16 protein-coding genes are annotated in these 16,879 nt (G+C 60.1%); 6 read left to right on the top strand and 10 right to left on the bottom strand.

Annotated elements, in window-relative coordinates:
• Window positions 1-48: 48 nt before the first annotated feature.
• Together KQI84_05470 and KQI84_05465 are read left to right on the top strand one after the other, a co-directional pair.
• Window positions 49-948, top strand: a complete 900-nt coding sequence (locus KQI84_05470; GenBank protein ID MCB2154314.1) for a carbon-nitrogen hydrolase family protein — start codon at window positions 49-51, stop codon at window positions 946-948.
• Window positions 945-1,631, top strand: a complete 687-nt coding sequence (locus KQI84_05465; protein MCB2154313.1) for a GNAT family N-acetyltransferase — start codon at window positions 945-947, stop codon at window positions 1,629-1,631. The genes KQI84_05470 and KQI84_05465 overlap by 4 nt, the downstream gene beginning before the upstream one ends.
• Here KQI84_05465 and KQI84_05460 read toward each other — a convergent pair.
• Genes KQI84_05460 through KQI84_05450 form a run of 3 tightly spaced genes read right to left on the bottom strand, consistent with a single transcriptional unit; the run spans window position 1,628 to window position 4,844 of the window.
• Entirely contained in the window at window positions 1,628-2,368 is a 741-nt protein-coding gene (locus tag KQI84_05460) for an NAD-dependent deacylase (GenBank protein ID MCB2154312.1), read from the bottom strand. The genes KQI84_05465 and KQI84_05460 overlap by 4 nt on opposite strands.
• A gap of 5 nt (window positions 2,369-2,373) precedes the next feature.
• On the bottom strand, window positions 2,374-4,035 hold the full coding sequence (locus tag KQI84_05455) for a PKD domain-containing protein (GenBank protein ID MCB2154311.1): 1,662 nt from the start codon (window positions 4,033-4,035) through the stop codon (window positions 2,374-2,376).
• Window positions 4,032-4,844: a hypothetical protein gene (locus KQI84_05450; GenBank protein ID MCB2154310.1), complete on the bottom strand. Its 813-nt coding sequence runs from the start codon at window positions 4,842-4,844 to the stop codon at window positions 4,032-4,034. The genes KQI84_05455 and KQI84_05450 overlap by 4 nt, the downstream gene beginning before the upstream one ends.
• A 93-nt stretch (window positions 4,845-4,937) precedes the next feature.
• Between KQI84_05450 and KQI84_05445 the strand changes: the two genes are divergently transcribed.
• A complete protein-coding gene (locus KQI84_05445; protein MCB2154309.1) occupies window positions 4,938-5,483 on the top strand; it encodes a preprotein translocase subunit SecE in 546 nt (181 codons plus the stop codon).
• Between the two features lie 8 nt (window positions 5,484-5,491).
• Here the strand turns inward: KQI84_05445 and KQI84_05440 are convergent, their stop codons facing one another.
• The 3 genes from KQI84_05440 to KQI84_05430 form a co-directional block, all read right to left on the bottom strand.
• Entirely contained in the window at window positions 5,492-7,216 is a 1,725-nt protein-coding gene (locus KQI84_05440; protein ID MCB2154308.1) for a TolC family protein, read from the bottom strand.
• Between the two features lie 50 nt (window positions 7,217-7,266).
• Window positions 7,267-8,394, bottom strand: a complete 1,128-nt coding sequence (locus KQI84_05435; GenBank protein MCB2154307.1) for a hypothetical protein — start codon at window positions 8,392-8,394, stop codon at window positions 7,267-7,269.
• A gap of 299 nt (window positions 8,395-8,693) precedes the next feature.
• A complete protein-coding gene (locus KQI84_05430) occupies window positions 8,694-9,995 on the bottom strand; it encodes a hypothetical protein (protein ID MCB2154306.1) in 1,302 nt (433 codons plus the stop codon).
• Window positions 9,996-10,198: 203 nt separating this feature from the next.
• Between KQI84_05430 and queC the strand changes: the two genes are divergently transcribed.
• Window positions 10,199-10,915, top strand: a complete 717-nt coding sequence (gene queC, locus KQI84_05425) for a 7-cyano-7-deazaguanine synthase QueC (protein MCB2154305.1) — start codon at window positions 10,199-10,201, stop codon at window positions 10,913-10,915.
• The gene (queE, locus tag KQI84_05420) at window positions 10,912-11,565 is read left to right on the top strand and encodes a 7-carboxy-7-deazaguanine synthase (GenBank protein MCB2154304.1); all 654 of its coding nucleotides are present in this window, start codon (window positions 10,912-10,914) and stop codon (window positions 11,563-11,565) included. Before queC ends, queE begins: the two co-directional genes overlap by 4 nt.
• 89 nt (window positions 11,566-11,654) lie before the next feature.
• Here the strand turns inward: queE and KQI84_05415 are convergent, their stop codons facing one another.
• The 4 genes from KQI84_05415 to KQI84_05400 all read right to left on the bottom strand — a co-directional run bounded on the left by KQI84_05415 (window position 11,655) and on the right by KQI84_05400 (window position 16,237).
• A complete protein-coding gene (locus KQI84_05415; protein MCB2154303.1) occupies window positions 11,655-13,397 on the bottom strand; it encodes a [FeFe] hydrogenase, group A in 1,743 nt (580 codons plus the stop codon).
• Window positions 13,398-13,452: 55 nt separating this feature from the next.
• Complete coding sequence (locus KQI84_05410) at window positions 13,453-15,012, bottom strand: NADH-quinone oxidoreductase subunit F (protein MCB2154302.1); 1,560 nt, start codon at window positions 15,010-15,012, stop codon at window positions 13,453-13,455.
• A gap of 90 nt (window positions 15,013-15,102) precedes the next feature.
• Window positions 15,103-15,576: an NAD(P)H-dependent oxidoreductase subunit E gene (locus KQI84_05405; GenBank protein ID MCB2154301.1), complete on the bottom strand. Its 474-nt coding sequence runs from the start codon at window positions 15,574-15,576 to the stop codon at window positions 15,103-15,105.
• A 115-nt stretch (window positions 15,577-15,691) separates the two neighbouring features.
• Window positions 15,692-16,237, bottom strand: coding sequence for a hypothetical protein (locus KQI84_05400; GenBank protein MCB2154300.1), 546 nt, complete (start codon window positions 16,235-16,237; stop codon window positions 15,692-15,694).
• A gap of 330 nt (window positions 16,238-16,567) precedes the next feature.
• On the opposite strand from KQI84_05400, the gene xseB reads away from it, so the two are divergent.
• The gene (gene xseB, locus KQI84_05395; GenBank protein ID MCB2154299.1) at window positions 16,568-16,825 is read left to right on the top strand and encodes an exodeoxyribonuclease VII small subunit; all 258 of its coding nucleotides are present in this window, start codon (window positions 16,568-16,570) and stop codon (window positions 16,823-16,825) included.
• The last annotated feature ends 54 nt before the right edge of the window (window positions 16,826-16,879 follow it).

The raw sequence follows: 16,879 nt of genomic DNA, 5'->3' as shown, positions 1-16,879 counted from the left end.
CCTGCGCTCTGGCGTGTATTGAAACAAATAGCCCCAAGGATAAACACTATGCCGAAACGACTTCGCGTTTGTTCACTGCAGTATTTCATCCGTCCGATCGAAACATTGCAGCAGTTCCAGGCTCAGGTAGAGGCACTGGTTGAGACGGCTTCCGACTACGGATGCCGCTTGCAGGTATTCCCGGAGTACTTCTCGACCCAGTTGCTGACGCTGAACGATGTGAAGCGCCCGATCGAGAAGCAAGTCCGCGACCTTGCCGCGCGCCTGCCGGAATTCATCGAGTTCATGAGCGGGCTTGCGAAGAAGTACGATCTCTACATCGTGGCAGGCACCTTTCCGACCATGGATGAGAAGACGGGGAAGATGCACAACGACAGCTACCTGTTCGCCCCATCCGGAGAGTACGGCGTGCAAGGGAAGATGCACATGACGAAGTGGGAGGTCATCGACTGGAAGGTGGAGCCTCGGGAGAAGTTGAAGATCTTCGAGACGGAGTTCGGGCGTCTGGCGATTGCGATTTGTTACGATGTGGAGTTCCCGGAAATCGTCCGCGCGGCCGCACGAAACGATGCCCACATTATCGTCGTCCCGAGTTGCACAGACGATCGGCAGGGCTTCCTTCGCGTGCGGTATTGCGCCCATGCCAGGGCTATCGAAAACCAGGTTTATGTCATCCATTCCTCAACGGTCGGATCGCTGCCGATGGTGCCCGCCATCTCGCTGAATTATGGACAGGCATCTGTTTTGACTCCGTGCGATTTTTCATTTGCGCGCGACGGCATTTTGGCAGAGGGGATGCCGAATCTCGAGACGATGGTGATCGCCGATCTCGATATGGAGACGATTGCCGAGTCCCGGGAGTTTGGGTCTGTACTGCCACTGAACGACAGCAAGAGGACCGCGGCTCTTGTCGCGAATCCGGAAGTCGTCGAATTCGAGAAACTGTGACTGAAGTCATTATTCGCAATACCCGGCCCGAGGATTTCGAGGCCATTGCTGCGCTCTGCCGGATTGTCTACCCGGACGATCCGCCCTGGGGAAATGCAACCCTGGGGAAACACCTGGAGGTCTTTCCGGAAGGTCAGTTTGTCGCGGAAGATCGGAGCGATGGACGTATCCTCGGGATGGCCGCCAGCCTGATCGTCTTGTGGGACGATTACGAGCGCCACGGAAACTGGCGCGAGTTCACCGACGCCGGCATGTTCACGAACCACGATCCGGAAGGTCACACGCTCTACGGGGCGGAAGTCATGGTTCATCCCGATTCGCAGGGCAAGGGAATCGGCCGGAAGATCTATGCCGCCAGGCGAGAACTCGTCCGCCAACTTGGGTTGCTGCGTATTCGTGCGGGCGCTCGCCTGCGCGGCTACCATCGCTGCGCGGGAACGTTGTCTGCCGAGGAGTACGTCCTGAAGGTTGTGAAGGGCGAACTGCACGATCCAACGTTGACGTTCCAACTGAAGCAGGAGTTCCGGGTCCTGTACGTGGTCGACAATTACCTTCGCTACGACGAACCCAGCCAGGGCTACGCAGCCGTCATCGAGTGGATTAATCCGGAGGTCGCAAAGAAGGGGGACTACGCGGCGCGCGATCCCAAGTTCTCGGGACCGTTTGACGAGAAGCTCGACTAGGTAAGGGCCTCGACAAGTTGAGGGAGCGCAGTCCCTGCCTGCTGCTGAATGAACGCGTCGGCCATGCCCGACAGGGTGGAACGCTCGGCGTTGATTTCAACAAGTCGTGCGCCGGCGTACTTGGCGCGCAGACTCCAGCTTTGAATATAGGCAAAGAGCGCAGACGTTCCGATGAGCAGGCAGACATCGGGATGGTGGGTTGCAAGAAAGTCCTCAACGGCCTCCGCCGCATCCATACGAATCGTCTCGCCAAACCAGACAACGTCCGGACGCAGCAGGTCGCCGTCGGGAGTCTTCAGCGGGAACGGAGGCTCGATCGGCACATCGGTCGGATGGTAGATTTTGCCCGTTCGCGTGCAACGCATGCGTTGGATCGAACCGTGGATTTCATGCACGTTCTTGCTGCCGGCGCGACGGTGCAAGCCATCGACATTCTGGGTCAGTAACAGGAACGCAGGAGTCCGTTCCTCCAAATGCGCGATCGCGTGGTGCCCAGGATTTGGCTGAGCTTTCTCGACGAGATGGTAACGGTAGGCGTACCATTCCCACACGAGCGCTGGGTTCCGCGCAAATCCTTCCGGCGATGCAAGTTCCATCGGGTCGTGGTTCTTCCACCACCCGTCTTTCCCACGGAAGGTGGGAATGCCACTCTCGGCAGAGATGCCCGCGCCGGTCAGGACGAGCACCGACCGGGCGTCCTGCAACCATTGAGCGACTTCTGCGAGCGCTTCGGTCATGATATTCAGCGCGGTTGTGCGGTTTCGATCAGGAGCGTCTGCCGGGCGGGATCGCTGGACAGCGCGCCGTCAAACACCGACAGTTCGACGGTATATTCACCACTGACAAAGAACTGTAGCGTTGTCTGCGCGGATTCCGAACTGCCATTCGGGCGAATCAGGTAGTCCGATTTGGGCAGATCGACGACTCGCCAGGTATACGTCAACGAGTCGCCATCCGTATCGCTTGAATGGGTGGCATCCAGTTCGATCTTCTGCAGAACGGTCAGAGTGCCGGGAGTGTGCTGGAACTGCGCAACCGGCGCATGGTTCGGCTTCTTCAGGAGAATGTACTTCACGCCGAAGACGGCGCCGACGATGATCACACCAAAGACCATGAGGGCCCCAAAGATCTTGATCCACAATCCCCACTCGATTGGCTCTTTAATGCGAGCGGGCTTCGTTGCGCGCCTGGTGGTTTCAGCCGATGCGAGGCTGGAAGTGGATAGCATTGGACGGGATGTCGAATCGCCGGATGGCCGCGTCGGGTAGAGGTAGCTGCGATCCTCGTCGTCATCCTCATCGTCGGTCGCCTCCTGGGGAAGGCCTCTGCTGCCCGTATCGGAATCGCTGGGGCCGCCGAGCTTCGGCAATGCATCTTCGGTATTATGGATGCGCGCGGCCTCGGCGCTTGCGCGCTGATATTCGCGTTCCTGCTCGTCGGGCGAGGGAATTTCCGGCATCGGGATTTCGCCGGAGGAATCCCACTCCGATCCCGGCGCCGGCTTGCCCATGGTCTTTGAGATCGAATCCGGCTGACTGGATCGTGAGACACTTCGACTAGCCCGGCTTTGGCTCGCACGACTTTGACTGGCTCGCGAACTGCCAGTCAGCAGCGTCAACGCGTTCTCCAGTTCCTCGAGCGACTTGATGCCGCGCTCCCCCGCTGGGTCGTGCAGCCGCATCAGGATATCTTCGATTTCGTATTCGAGACCCAGCGGTGTCTTGCTGACGGAACGACCGGTGGCCTTTTCAGCCGTGTGTCGCTCGATCGTCTGGGACATGTTCTGTTCCCACTGGCCGGAGGCCATGAAGTAGAGCAAGTTCTTCAGACGATTGAGGGCCTCGGCATGCGGGTGTCGCTTCTCGACGGCATAGACTCCACCATACGGAGATTGCGCCATACGTTCCAGGAATGGACTGCCGCCGGTTTCGCTTTCGTCGAGATCGCCAATCGGCCAGCGATTACGAACTCTGATTAGACCATCGAGAAGAACAAGGTCCTCCAGCAGCAGCCGATCGTAGCCAAGCCCGAACTGACGCAGTGTCAGGAGAAGATGCACGATCGCCAGGGAATATCCGCCCCAGGCCTTGGGTTTGCTGAAGTCGCGGTCGCGCGTCATCTTCTCGAATGCGCGTCCGTGGATGTACTCGTAGTAGATCGCAATCTGCTTGCCGGTGTCCTCCACGTGTAGAACTGCAGGAATTCCGGGGTGCTGAACGACGGCGGCCTTCTCGACCTGGCGACGCACCGTGCCGACGGCGATATCGTCGGCGCAGAAATTCTCTGAGAACAAACGACGTACGGCACGCAGTCCGGTGGTCTCATGCTCGACAAGCTGATCCTCGAAGAACCCGCGGTCCACGACGCGTTCGACGAAATTCCATCCGAGTTCCTGGCCGATCATGGGCGCACCACCTTCGGGAACTCTTTCTCGAAAGCCTTTCGGGCATCGATCGCATTGCCGAACTCTGGCTCCTCTTTGCCGCGGCAAGCCAGTGCACGCTCCATGAAATTCGCCAGATCGGGTTCCTTGAATGTACGACGCAACTGCGTGACAGCACCTTCGTAGATGTGCGGCGGGAGCAACGGCGTTTCCAAATCATCGAGGTTCGCCAGCGACTGGCCGCTGAGGCACTCTGTGATCGTCAGGGCCCAATCGCCGACATCGTGTCGCATCAGATTTGAGGAGAGCATGAAGCCGATGTCCGACTGAGAACCACCCTTCGCGAGTTGGCTGTTCAAGCAATGCAGCAGTCCATTGTCGCGAAGATAGACTGTTCCGTCCCGCAGAATTTCAAAGGAATCACGACGCAGGTGCTCGTGGCTAACGCTCGCATCGTGAAGTGCACGGATGGCATTCAACGACTGCCAGACGACTTCCATCTCCAGGCCCCGCCGCGAATTCATCAGTGGCCCGTGGCCCGCGGGATCATTCAATGAAGTGCCAGAATACTCAATCTGCGCGTACTCGATCCGTCCATCCGCCTGCCAGGCGTCGATCATCATCGGCAGGCGCGGATTACGGACTGTGCCCCAGCGCTTCAGGTCGTTAAGTATCTTCACCTCGTGCTTGCTGGAGCCTTCCTCAGGCAGGCGATAGATCAGGACTGGCGCGCCGGATGTCCGAATACGGGCCTTGACGCGGCTGATGACCCCGACAGTGTCGAGGGCATCGAGGACTTCGTAGAAGTTGGAATGATCGGCCAGACTCATGCTTTTTTCGCTTTTTGGGTCGACTCTAAGTCTCTAGTCGCACGATGCCACGGGTGTGTGTCAACATTCGAGACCGTTTCGGGGGCCCTCGCGGTGGACTTTTCTGAACAGACGTGGACAAAAGCGGAACTTCGCCGCACCGGCATTGCGGTTTCCTTGGCTGTTCTGGTCATCGCCGCTTTGTTGTTCTTCGGGGTCGATTGGAATATCGAACGGCGCAAGGCGCAACAGAAGCTCGAACGTCTTTACCGAGATCTCATGATTGTGCAGGTGACCCTGAATCAGATGCAGCGTGCGGACGGAGCCTTCCCAGCGCCCGCGGAAGGTGCGCTGCCGAAATCCATCTCAGAATTCTATGCTCGAAACCAAGGCGATGCGCCTTACTACCAGGATCTCGCGCGCTATCTCCGGCTGGATCTCTTCGCCGCCGAGGGACCGCAACGCGCTCCGCTTGGTTACTGGGTCAAAGAAGATGGAGACCGCTGGATCGTAATCTCCCGAGGGCCGGATCAGGATTTCGATCTGACTGAGGACACGGTGCGAACGTGGGAGCCCTCAAAATGGCTACTGGCCACGTACGATCCGACGAACGGCGTGGCCAGCAGTGGAGATATCTGGATTTATAACGGCGCTGAGTAGAGGCGCCTCTACTGCAGCGGAGCGAGCAGATGCTGCGCGCTCGGCACTGCCTCGTCGACCTCTTCAGGAGTGATCGAGTCGGTCGAGACTGGCTGGAAGCCAAGGTCGAAGCCACCCGGCGGAACCTGGTCGTCGACAAGAATATTCTGTGCATCCAGCAGCGTTCCGGTCGAACGCGCGAGCTCAATCATTGCAATCTGATAGTCCACCATCGCGCGTGCTTCCGAGGCCTGGGATTGGGCCAGGTCGTCCTGGAAGTCCAAGACATCGAATGTCGTGCGCTCGCCGACTTCGCGACGCTTGATTTCAGCGTCCAGCTTCTCCTGGTCGGCGGTAACCTGCTTGCGCGTGGCATCGATGCGGCGCAGTGCCGTGCGAACGGAGCGCGTGCTGGCGCGCACCTGGCCGGTGATCGCAACTTCGAGCTGCTGGATGAACAACTCCTGCTGCTCGGCATAATCGAGTGATTGGTGGTACTGCGCCCGGGCCTGACGATTGAACAGCGGGAAGCGGAACTCTGCACCAAACGAGTAGTCCGTGTAGTCCATGTCGTCGACGTAGTCGAACGCGCCCCAGCGCGAATTGTCGAGGCCCGAGTACGTATAGCTGCCGAAGACGTTCAGTTCGGGAAGACGCTGGCGCTTCGAGACGTCGCGATTGATGTGTGCGACATCGAGTTCCGTTACAGCAGCCAGGAAGTCCGGCCGGCGCGCGAAGGCGACATTGATCAGTTCGCTGTCGCTGAAACGGACATCGGGGGTGAACTCCGGCGAATCCACCGGGATGATCGGGCGATTCCATTCCTTGTCAAGATCGGTCCGGTCCCAGTTCATCAGTTGAAGGAGGTTGTCCTGGGCCTGTGCCACCGCGGATTCGGCATTCACCACAAGGGATTCGCGATACGCGACCTCCGCCTGGGCTTGAACAAGGGAGAGCCGCGGCAGCGAACCGACGTCGACGCGGGCCTTGTTCACGCGTTCGAGTTCGCGAGCCGACGCAAGGGCCTGCTCCTGCACATCCAGATTCCGAATCGTGAATACAAGCTCCCAGTATGCGCCCATCACAGAGGCAAGTTGGTCCATGATCTGCCCACGGAAGGCTTCGTTCGACTGATCGAGACGGCGCTTTGCGATGCGGATATTGGCGTTGTTAACGAGCGGGCCGAAATTCTTCAGCAGTGGCTGCGTGACCGTCACGCCGGCCGTCTGTCGGTAGGATGGAGACAGCGTGTTGCCGACGCGCGGATCGCGGTCGAGGATGTGCTGGCGATGGTCGGTGAATTCCAAAGTGACCATCGTACCCCACGGCGTGCGCTGGGACAGTGCCGCGTAGGACTGGGTGTCCTTCTCGTCCACGGTCCAGCGGTTCTGCGGAAGGGTGCGACTTTGCTCGTCGATCTGCGTACGTGTGACGCCTGCTTCGAATACCGGATCGTAAATGCCGAGTTCGGCGAAGACCTGCTCCGCCGCGATATCGCGATCCTTCTTGCTGATCTTGATGTCGAGATTCTGCATCAAGGTCTGCAGCACCACATCCCGGAGTGTCAGTTCCACGGGATCGCCCTTGAGGGCGTTCAGGCGGAATTCACCGGTGGGCTCTGTCAGTACTTCGACAGCCGGCCGGGGTTGCTCAACTTCGCTGGGTGTATCTTGAGAATCTTCCTGTGCGCGAGCCGGACCACAGAGCAGCAGCGCTCCACAGCCCAGGGCGAGGATCCAACTCTTGGCTTTCAATTAATGACTCCCCTGTTAGGAACAAGTTCGGTGCGCGCGATCGCGTTCGATCAACCGGACACCTGAACCTCGAAGTCCCGCTCCGCATCCGGATTCAGGATGTACAGAGTCGGGAAGGGACAGGATTCCAGATTGTCCAGCAAGTCCGCCTTGGGTCCATCGAACTCGATGGCCAGGACGGCCGAGCGGTCGAAACGCTTGCGCAAGTGCACGTTTGTGGTGTGGCCGAGTCGTTCGACATTCTGCTTCACGATTTCAAGCGTCTCGTCCGTAATGCCCGTCAGAAGGACTTCGTAATCGGCGCCCCTCTGCACCACGACGGGCCAGAATTCTTCATACTGGGCCAGCAATTTCTCGGCCACGCGATCCGACGCGCGCTGAATGGCGGTGCGGACTGCGTTTACCTGGCTCGTGTCGCTGGCTGACCCCTGCGCGGTCGCCTCAAAAAGGACCTCGCCCGTGTCGACGCGTACCATACGGGCCGTCATTTCAGTGTCGTAGAACCAGTAATCGTCGTAGTAGAGGCGGCGCTGTTCGCGGAGCGTTGTGTCGACTTCGCCGGAGACGATGATTTCGACGCCGGCGCGCTGGGCACTGATGATCGCCGCATCGAGCAGCAGTTCATCGATGATGACATCGGTCTCGGCCGGCGGAGAGGGGAGTTCGCTGCCGTAGCGGCGCATGCCGAGCGCGTTCAGCGACTGCGCAAGAGTCTCGCGCGCAACGCCTTCCTTGGAAATTTCACCGTCAAGACGTTCTGTCATGAACGTCACGAAACGAGGTTTGTATGCGGGAGTGTAGAGGAACTTCTTCTCTGTAAGGTCATCGATCATGCGTGCATAATCGATAAATACGCGCGCCGTGATTTGACTCTGGCCCGCCTGATAGCTCTCGTTGAGAACTTCGACCGCAGAGACGAATCCGTTGCCGTAGTTCTCCAAGTACTTGCCCAGGAGATCATCCGCGAGCGTCAGGTTATTGGAGAGATAAACGCGACCGACGGTACCCTTGACCGCTTCCAACTTCGCCGCCGCGACTGCATCTTCGAGAGTCTGGCCGGTGGTGTCCACTTCGACGGCGAGATTACCGTCGTCCAACGGCGTCACGAGGAATGCTGCGACAGGTGTGGCGACTGCCAAAAGAATGAAGAGAGGCAGAATGAGAAGCGCTTTACGCATGGCCCTCGTTCTCCGAGCTGAAGGTTTGTCGGTCGGTCCACAGACCGTTCAAGCACAACAAGCCGTGCGCGCGGCACCGAAGTACCGAGCACCCAGCGATCAAGCCTTCCCGAGGGTCCTCTTCTGGGGCGAAAGGTGTCAACGTCAAAGCCCCGCGGCAGAATGGGCCGTACAACCATGGGCAGAGATGGCGAGAGCCCCCGCCAGATGCGGGGGCTCATTGAGGTGATCGATCTCTGACGGGCGGGGCTGAATCTCTGTCGCGGAAGGAACGCAGAGCAGACCTAACCTCCGTTTTTTCAGGCTTCCGGTGGCTTGTTGGGGACAATGAACTTGTCCAGGCGTCCGGCCAGAACCTCCATCGCTTTCTCCATGTCCGGCGGAATGAAGAGGACCTGAGCGGCCATGGGGCACTTGGCGCGAGCGGCCTCCTCCGTCTCAGCGTGCAGGACAAGGCCAAGCGGGGTCAGTCGCATGGATTGGGCGGTCTCGGCGAAGGCCTGTGCGCGGACTCCAGGCTCGATTTCCACAACCGTCAAGAGCGGCGATGCGGCGCTCACAACTTGCGGGCACACGGCCATACGCGTGCGAGCCTCCGGCATCTCGGATTGGAAGAATACAGGCGAGGTTGTCTCGATGCGCGCCTCCAAGGAGACGAGCAGGCCACGCAGGCGATCGGTGCGCTCGGCGGCAATACGTTCGCACGCGCGGAATACGGCCGCCTTGGCCAGGCGCTGCGATGGCCCGGCGAAGACGAGGATCGGTGCCTTCTCGCGAGAGGCGAACTCGACGGCCAGCGCTTCGAGGGCCAACAGGCGGCCACGAACTCCCGCAAGGGACACCGCGCGAATCGCGCGATGGCGATGGGTTCCCTTTCCTGGTCGAAGACCGGAGAACCCACCGGGCAAGTGCAAGTTCGAGGAGAAGAATTCGGACAGGCGCTGGGCGTAGGCTTCTACATCCACGACGGACAGATTGGTCGCATACTCGGGCAAGGGGGGGCTCAGACTGACGACGACAGTGCTGCTCTCATCATAGCCCGGGCGAATGATCAGCCTCTCGAGCTCACCGGTTGCCAGCGCGGAGATCCACTTCTCCATCTGGTTGCCGATGCGCGTGCGATCATCCGGCGCGGCTGCGCTTTCACGTTCTTCGCTGGCTGCAAGGTCGAGCATCTCGAAGATGTCTTCGGAGGCCGCCAGTTGCAGAATCGCCGGATTGCCCTGGAACAGCTCCTTAATCTCATCGGTGCGCTGGGCGATAGTCGGGTCTGCGATGACGGCGCGGATGGCACCCTCGGTATGAGCGATCGGAAGGAGGCCCAGGTCGCGCAAGCGATCCAGGTCGAAGTGCCGGACCAGTTCCCAGTCGATCATGCCGGGGGACAAATCGACGTAGGACAGGTCGAATTGCAGCCCGAGGGCCCATGACAACTGGTCGCCATCGAGTGTCCCGAGCTCCATCAGCGCCTCGCCGAGCCGCTTGCCGGCGCGTTGAGCCAGATCCAGAGCCTCATTGAGTTGCTCCTTCGACACCATGCCGCATTCGAGTAAAATCTCGCCAATCCGCCCGCGTGCCTTCAGTTCCTGGTCCGACGACATTGGTATTCCTCTCTCTAGTGGAGTCTTTGACAGGCCCCAAAAACCCACAATGATCTCAATGTTCAAAAATCATTCAAGAAATACCGGCTGGTGGGATGAGACACAACAGGAATCCACGGGGAGTACGTTCTCGCTTGCCAGCCGCGCTCCGCGTCACCTAACACTCCGCGCCGGGCGGGAGAGATTGATTTCGAAAGTGAACCATGAGTAATCGGAAGAAAGCCATAGTGCTGCTGAGTGGCGGCCTGGATTCAACAACCTGCCTGGCGATCGCACAGGCTGAGGGATTCGAGTTGTACGCCCTGGCGGTGTACTATGGCCAGCGCCACGACGTGGAGATGCAGGCGGCCCGGCGCGTGGCGGAGGCCTACGACGTGGCGCGCTACGAGGAGGCGCAGATCGACCTGCGGATCTTCGGCGGCTCGGCGCTGACCAGTGAGGCGGCCGTGCCGAAAGGGCGGTCGCTGGAGGAGATGGACGCCGGGATTCCGATCACCTACGTCCCGGCGCGGAACACGATCTTCCTGTCCTATGCACTGGCCATGGCCGAGGTCGTCGGTGCCCGCGACATCTACATCGGCGTCAATGCGCTTGATTACAGCGGCTATCCGGATTGCCGGCCGGAGTTCATCGCGGCATACGAGAAAATGGCCAACCAGGCGACGCGGATCGGCACCGAGGGCGGCGATCCGATCCGGATTCACGCTCCCCTGCTGCACCTGACGAAGGGCGACATCGTGCGCAAGGGGATCGAACTGGGAGTCGATTACGGGCTGACGCACACCTGCTACGATCCTTCGCCGGAAGGCATCGCGTGCGGCGAGTGCGACTCGTGCCTGCTGCGATTGAAGGGATTTGCGGAGGCCGGCATCGAAGATCCGGTGCCGTATCAGAATCGTCCCGCGGGCGGCGCCGAATGAGCTACGCCGTCAAGACGCTCTACTTTTCTACTCAAGGCGAAGGCCACCAGATGGGCACGCCAGTCGTGTTTCTTCGCCTGGCTGGCTGCAACCTGTGGTCAGGACGTGAAGAGCATCGTCCGCGGGCCATCTGCCAGTTCTGCGACACGGATATCGTGGGCGTGGATGGCCGGGGCGGCGGGCACTTCCGGTGCGCGGAGGAGCTTGCCCGCAACGTGCGTCTGGAATGGGCGCGCGGCGCGAACGGCCCGGGTGCGCGGCCAACGGTTGTGTGCACGGGCGGCGAGCCGTTGCTGCAGGTCAATCGCCGGCTGATCGACGCTCTGCGCGCAGAGGGCTTCCGCGTTGCGATCGAAACCAACGGCACGCGGTTCCTTCCGTCGCCGATCGACTGGGTTTGCGTCAGTCCGAAGGCAGGCTCGGATTGGATTCTGCGTCGGGGCGATGAACTGAAGCTTGTTTTCCCACAGGAAGGCCTGCTCCCCGAGAACGTGGAAGCCATGCCGGATCTTCATTTCACGCATTGGTTCCTGCAGCCGATGGATGGCCCCGATGTGGAACGCAACACGGCAGAGGCGGAGGAGTACTGCCGCAAGAATCCGCGCTGGCAACTTAGCCGCCAGATGCACAAGGCCTGGGGCATCGATTGACCTGACAAATGAAAGACCCGCCGAGGGATCAAGTCGGCGGGTCTCACTCCTCCCCTTCTAACAAGGGTCCTTCACGGAGGCAGGGAGTCCTATCGGGTGTAAGTCAACCTTGCCTGGTACTGCGTGTGCAGCAGCTTGTGCGACTTGTGGCTGAGCGGCTTGGTCAAGAACTCATCGTACAGTTGCTTGACGTGCGGATTGTCGTGAGACTTGCGGATCGTCTTGCGTTCGTCCTCTGAGTACAGTCCCTTCGCGCGCGCGATCCGCACATCATCGTCCACGCCGTAGGGCTGTCCGCCACCGCCGACGCAACCGCCGGGGCAGGCCATGACTTCGACGAAGTGATACGGCGGCTCATCGCCGTTTTCCTTCGCCTGACGGATCTCGTTCAGAACGCTCTGCACGTGCGACAGGCCGTGAGCCACCGCAACGCGAACTGGGCGGCCAGCGATTTGCAGTTCAGCGCGCTTGATTCCCTCGAGCCCGCGCATCTGCTCGAAGTCGATCTTCTCGAGCGTCTCGCCGGTGAGAATGTCCTGAGCAGTTCGTAGCGCTGCTTCCATCACGCCGCCGGTTGCTCCGAAGATCGTTCCAGCGCCGGAGTAATCGCCGAGAATCTGGTCGGCTTCCTCGTCCTGCAAATCCCGGAAGAAGATACCCGCCTGTTTGATCATGCGCGACAGTTCGCGCGTCGTGATTGAAACGTCGACGTCCTGGTACCCGGAGGCGTGCATTTCTTCACTGCGGCGGATTTCCCACTTCTTCGCGGTACACGGCATGATCGAGACGACACGGATCTTAGAGGGATCGATGTTTTGCTTTTCTGCGTAGTACGTCTTCGTTAAGACACCAACGATTTCGTGCGGGCTCTTGCAGGTCGAGAAGTGATTAATCATGTCGCTGTGGAACTTCTCCATGAAGTCCACCCACGACGGGCAGCAACTGGTGATGAGCGGCATGTCCTGCTGGCCGTTCAGGAAGCGGGAGATGAATTCGTGGCCCTCTTCCAGAATCGTCACGTCAGCGCCGAAGTTCGTATCGAAGATCGTGTCGAAGCCCATGCGACGCAGCGCGGCGTAGAGCTTGCCAGTCAAATTAGTGCCAGGCTCAAAGCCAAACGGTTCGCCGATCGCCACGCGCACGGCAGGAGCAATCTGCACGACAGTGTGAATGTCCGGATCTTCGAGATAATCCCAGACCTTGTTGGTTTCATCGTACTCGACGATCGCACCCGTCGGGCAGTGCGCAGAGCACTGGCCGCACTTCACACACGGCGATTCGACCAGGTTCACGCCCGCGGCTGCGATGTGCGTATCGATGCCGCGATCCAGGAAGCAGAGCGCATGAACGTCCTGCACTTCCTGACAAACCTGCACGCAACGCCCGCAGTTGACGCACTTGCGCGGGTCCATTGTCAGAACCTTGGTAGTGTTATAGATCGGCAAATCGGGAACGACGCTGTCGAACACGTCCTCGCGCACGCCGAAGTCCGTCGCCAGGGTCTGGAACTCGCAGTTTTGATTGCGGCCGCAGGTCAGGCATTCGTTCGGATGGCGGGAGAGAATCAGCTCGATCACTGTGCGGCGTACCGCGACGATTTCGGGATCGTGCGTGATCACTTCCATCCCATCCTCGATCGGCGTGCAGCATGCGCGGGTCATCTTTCCGCTGCCGTTAAGCTTCACGACGCAGATACCGCACGCAGCCGTCGGATCGAGGTCGGGATGTTTACACAATGTCGGGATTGTCACCTGGACCGTTTCAGCGGCCTCCAGGATGGTCGATCCTTTCGGAACCTTGACCGGAATCCCGTTAATCTTCGCCTTGATCATTTTCCCCTCTTCTCTTGGTCACTCTTGCGTGTTGTTTTGCTGGAAGATGTTCAGATCAAACCGGCTGCAGCAGTTTCTCTTCGTATTCGTTCATGAAGTAACGAAGAGTCGACAGCACGGGATTCGGCGCCGTCTGGCCGAGACCGCACAGCGATGCCTTCCGCATGGAACGCGCGAGGCGCTTCAGCAGAATGATATCGTCCGGCGTGCCATTGCCGTCGGCGATCTTGTCGAGGATGTTCATCATCTGCTTCCCGCCGATTCGGCAGGGAGCGCACTTGCCGCACGATTCTTCTACGCAGAAGCCCATATAGAAGCGCGCGATGTCGAGCATCCCGTCTGTATCGTCCATGACGATCATACCGCCGGAACCCATGATCGAACCGAGTTCCTGAAGGCTCTCGTAGGTGACGGGAGTATCGAGTTTGTCCTCGGGAATCACGCCGCCGCTGGGTCCACCGGTCTGGACGGCTTTCACACGGCGTCCGGGGGGAACGCCGCCGCAAACGTCCATCACGATTTCGCGAAGGGAAGTGCCCATCGGAATCTCGACGAGGCCCGAGTGGCGCGCTTTGCCTGTGACGGCGAAGACCTTTGTTCCGGATGATTTCTTTGTGCCGATCTTTGCAAACCAGGCGCCGCCGTTCCGAATGATCGGTGCGACGTTGGCCAAGGTCTCGACGTTGTTGATGTTGGAGGGCTTGCCCCACAGGCCCTTCTCCGCCGGATAGGGGGGACGCGGCCAGGGAGTGCCGCGCTTGCCTTCGATCGAAGCCATCAGAGCCGTCTCTTCGCCGCACACAAAGGCGCCTGCACCGAGACGAACTTCGAGGTCGTAGTTGAAGTCACTGCCCAGGATGTTCTTGCCAACCAGGCCCAAGCGGCGAGCCTGGCGGATCGCGTTTTCGATGCGATCGATGGCGAGCGGATACTCGGCGCGAACATACATGAAGCCTGTTGTTGCGCCGATGGCGTAACCGGCGAGCAACATGCCTTCGATAACGGCGTGCGGATCGCCTTCGAGGACGCTGCGATCCATGTATGCGCCGGGATCGCCCTCGTCCGCGTTGCAGATCATGAACTTCTCGTCGCCCTCGGCCTTGCGCGCAAAGGACCACTTCATCCAGGCGGGATAGCCGGCACCGCCGCGTCCGCGCAGGCCGCTCTTTTTGATCTCGTCGATCACGCCTTCGGGGCCGAGTTCAGCAAGCGCGCGCTTGATGCCCTGGTAGCCGCCGCGGGCGATGTAGTCTTCAATGTGAGTCGGATCGATGATGCCGCAGTTGCGCAAGACGATGCGATGCTGCTTTGCCTTCGGGTCGTGGCCGGGCTCTTCGTAGAACCCGAGCTGATCGACGCCGGGGACCTGGAAGCCGGGAACGACATGCTTGCGCCCGACGTGTTCATCCAGAAGTCGCAGCGCCGCGTCGACACCGACCTCGCCGTACATGGTGCGCGGCGCGCCATCGACGTTGATCTCGACCAGCGGTTCCATCGAGCACATACCGACGCAGCCGGTCTTTCGCACTTCGATGTTCAGTTCGCGGTCGCGCACCGCATCGGCCAGGGCCCTGTATACGGGCTCTGCGCCTGCGGCGATACCGCATGTGCTCATACCGACCTTGATCCAGTTTCCGCCACCACGAGAGGCCGCGTACTGGTCGCGGAGTTCGTCCAGACCTTTCGGATCCAGTTTTGCCATGACTTAGTGCTCCTCCCGGCATTTGCGGATGATCGACTTCACATCCTCGGGGCCGATCTTGCCCATGGTCTCGCCGTTGACGACGACCACCGGTGATAGTCCGCAGCAACCGACACAGCGCACCGACTGCAGGTGAACTTGACCGTCCTCGGTCGTTTCACCCTCTTCGACGCCGAGTTGCTCGCAGAATTCGTTTTCGCGTTCCTTTGCGCCCTTCAAGTAGCAGGCCGTCCCCATGCAGACGGAGACGACGTTCTTTCCTGGCGGCTCGAGGCGGAAGTAGTTGTAGAAGGTGATCACCTCATAGATGCGCGCCAGGGGCACATCCATGAGTTGAGCAAGCTGCAACGAAACGTTGCGCGGCACGTAGCCGTAAGCGTTCTGAATCTCGTGGAGCGCCATGATCAGGCTGCCCCGCTTCTTACGCCACTTCTGAACGGTCCGCGAAATGTCGGGAACCATGGTGGCTTCACTCATTGAAGTTCTCCTCGTATTGGAAGAAGGCCATCAGGCCGCGGCCTGAGGGGTCCCCCGCAGGCTGCCGGTCCGGTGGCAGCCCGCGGGGCGCGCTTGGTGCCGGAGAAGATTCTCTCTAGCGATCCGTCGAAAATGTCTTGGTGATCAGGTGAGCCAACGGCCAGGCGAGCAGTCCACCGGCCAGGACCGTCGCAAACTGCAGCGGAGCCATCACGCCGGCAAGGGCGGCCGGAAGAAGACCTGCAGCGACCAGGGCAACCGCTCCCCCGCCGATCAGCAGCGTCTTGGCCGCTGCAGCCGCGAGAAGCGCCGCCGGGTAGCGACGGTCTTCCAGTCGTCGAAGAACGACGACCAGGGCCCCGTTTCCTGCCCAGATGACCGGCGCCAGCAGCGCCAGGCCCAGGGTGACGTCGGGACCGAATAACATGCCTCCGGCGATCGCGCCCACGGAGGGCAGAACGATCAGCGGGAGGAGTTTCCCCCAGGAGCGCAGGTGAAGCGCACCGAGGATCAGGGCAGTATTTACCGCCGTGCCGACGAGCGCCTGTGGGTGGCGAAGCATCAGCGGGAGAATGAAGGCGAAGATTGCCAGGGCGACGAATTCGAGGTTTTCGGCGCGAGCCCGGCGGCTGGATACAGGTGTAGACGGTGCGAAGTTCAAGGAACTCCCTCCCCTCATATTGTGAAAATATTCACAAATTCCGATGTAAAGAAAACGCGCGAGCGATTACTCCCCAGTGGTCATTCGCGCGTTCGGCAGTAGGGGTATTCCCAATGCCCCTCAGGGTCAAGGGCGAAATTGTGCTTTTTTTCACAAAGTAGTGACATATAGCGATTCGCCCAGAATGGCAGCGCCGGAATGAAGTCCAGTCGCGCCAGTGCGCCCCCTTGTACTTGACGCAGCGCCCCCGGAGCGCGAGAGGATGAAGACTCGCGCTTGGGCGGCGAAAGTCCCTCTGCCCAGCGGATTCTGAGGACTGTCTGGACTGCCATGGCGGACACGAAGAAAGCAAAGAAACCCCAGTCATTCGAGAAGTCGCTTGAACGCCTGGAGGCGGTCGTCGAGAAGCTGGAAAGCGGCGAGGTGGACCTCGAGAAGGCCATTGAACTGTACGAGGAAGGGCGCCGAGTCGGCCAGGAGTGCCTGAAGCGGCTGGAGGAACTGGAAAAGCGGGTGCAAATCGTCCGCGAGAACGCCCAGGGAGAGTTGGAAACAGAGGATTTCGAGGATCAGGAGGACGGATTCTGATCGCCACACTCTCCGGCCCGTCTCTTGCACGCGAGACGTCCGATTGTTCGATTG

The organism is bacterium (assembly GCA_020444065.1).
GTDB lineage: Bacteria > Sumerlaeota > Sumerlaeia > SLMS01 > JAHLLQ01 > JAHLLQ01.
Note: the sequence above shows the minus strand (reverse complement) of the source record. Positions and strands in the feature narration are given on the sequence as shown.

Excerpts from the sequence above, each read along its gene's own strand:
- KQI84_05470 (MCB2154314.1), top strand. The coding sequence starts at position 49 with ATGCCGAAACGACTTCGCGTTTGTTCACTGCAGTATTTCATCCGTCCG.
- KQI84_05460 (MCB2154312.1), bottom strand. The coding sequence starts at position 2,368 with ATGACCGAAGCGCTCGCAGAAGTCGCTCAATGGTTGCAGGACGCCCGG.
- KQI84_05455 (MCB2154311.1), bottom strand. The coding sequence starts at position 4,035 with ATGATCGGCCAGGAACTCGGATGGAATTTCGTCGAACGCGTCGTGGAC.
- KQI84_05450 (MCB2154310.1), bottom strand. The coding sequence starts at position 4,844 with ATGAGTCTGGCCGATCATTCCAACTTCTACGAAGTCCTCGATGCCCTC.
- KQI84_05435 (MCB2154307.1), bottom strand. The coding sequence starts at position 8,394 with ATGCGTAAAGCGCTTCTCATTCTGCCTCTCTTCATTCTTTTGGCAGTC.
- KQI84_05430 (MCB2154306.1), bottom strand. The coding sequence starts at position 9,995 with ATGTCGTCGGACCAGGAACTGAAGGCACGCGGGCGGATTGGCGAGATT.
- queC (MCB2154305.1), top strand. The coding sequence starts at position 10,199 with ATGAGTAATCGGAAGAAAGCCATAGTGCTGCTGAGTGGCGGCCTGGAT.
- queE (MCB2154304.1), top strand. The coding sequence starts at position 10,912 with ATGAGCTACGCCGTCAAGACGCTCTACTTTTCTACTCAAGGCGAAGGC.
- KQI84_05415 (MCB2154303.1), bottom strand. The coding sequence starts at position 13,397 with ATGATCAAGGCGAAGATTAACGGGATTCCGGTCAAGGTTCCGAAAGGA.
- KQI84_05410 (MCB2154302.1), bottom strand. The coding sequence starts at position 15,012 with ATGAGCACATGCGGTATCGCCGCAGGCGCAGAGCCCGTATACAGGGCC.
- KQI84_05405 (MCB2154301.1), bottom strand. The coding sequence starts at position 15,576 with ATGAGTGAAGCCACCATGGTTCCCGACATTTCGCGGACCGTTCAGAAG.
- xseB (MCB2154299.1), top strand. The coding sequence starts at position 16,568 with ATGGCGGACACGAAGAAAGCAAAGAAACCCCAGTCATTCGAGAAGTCG.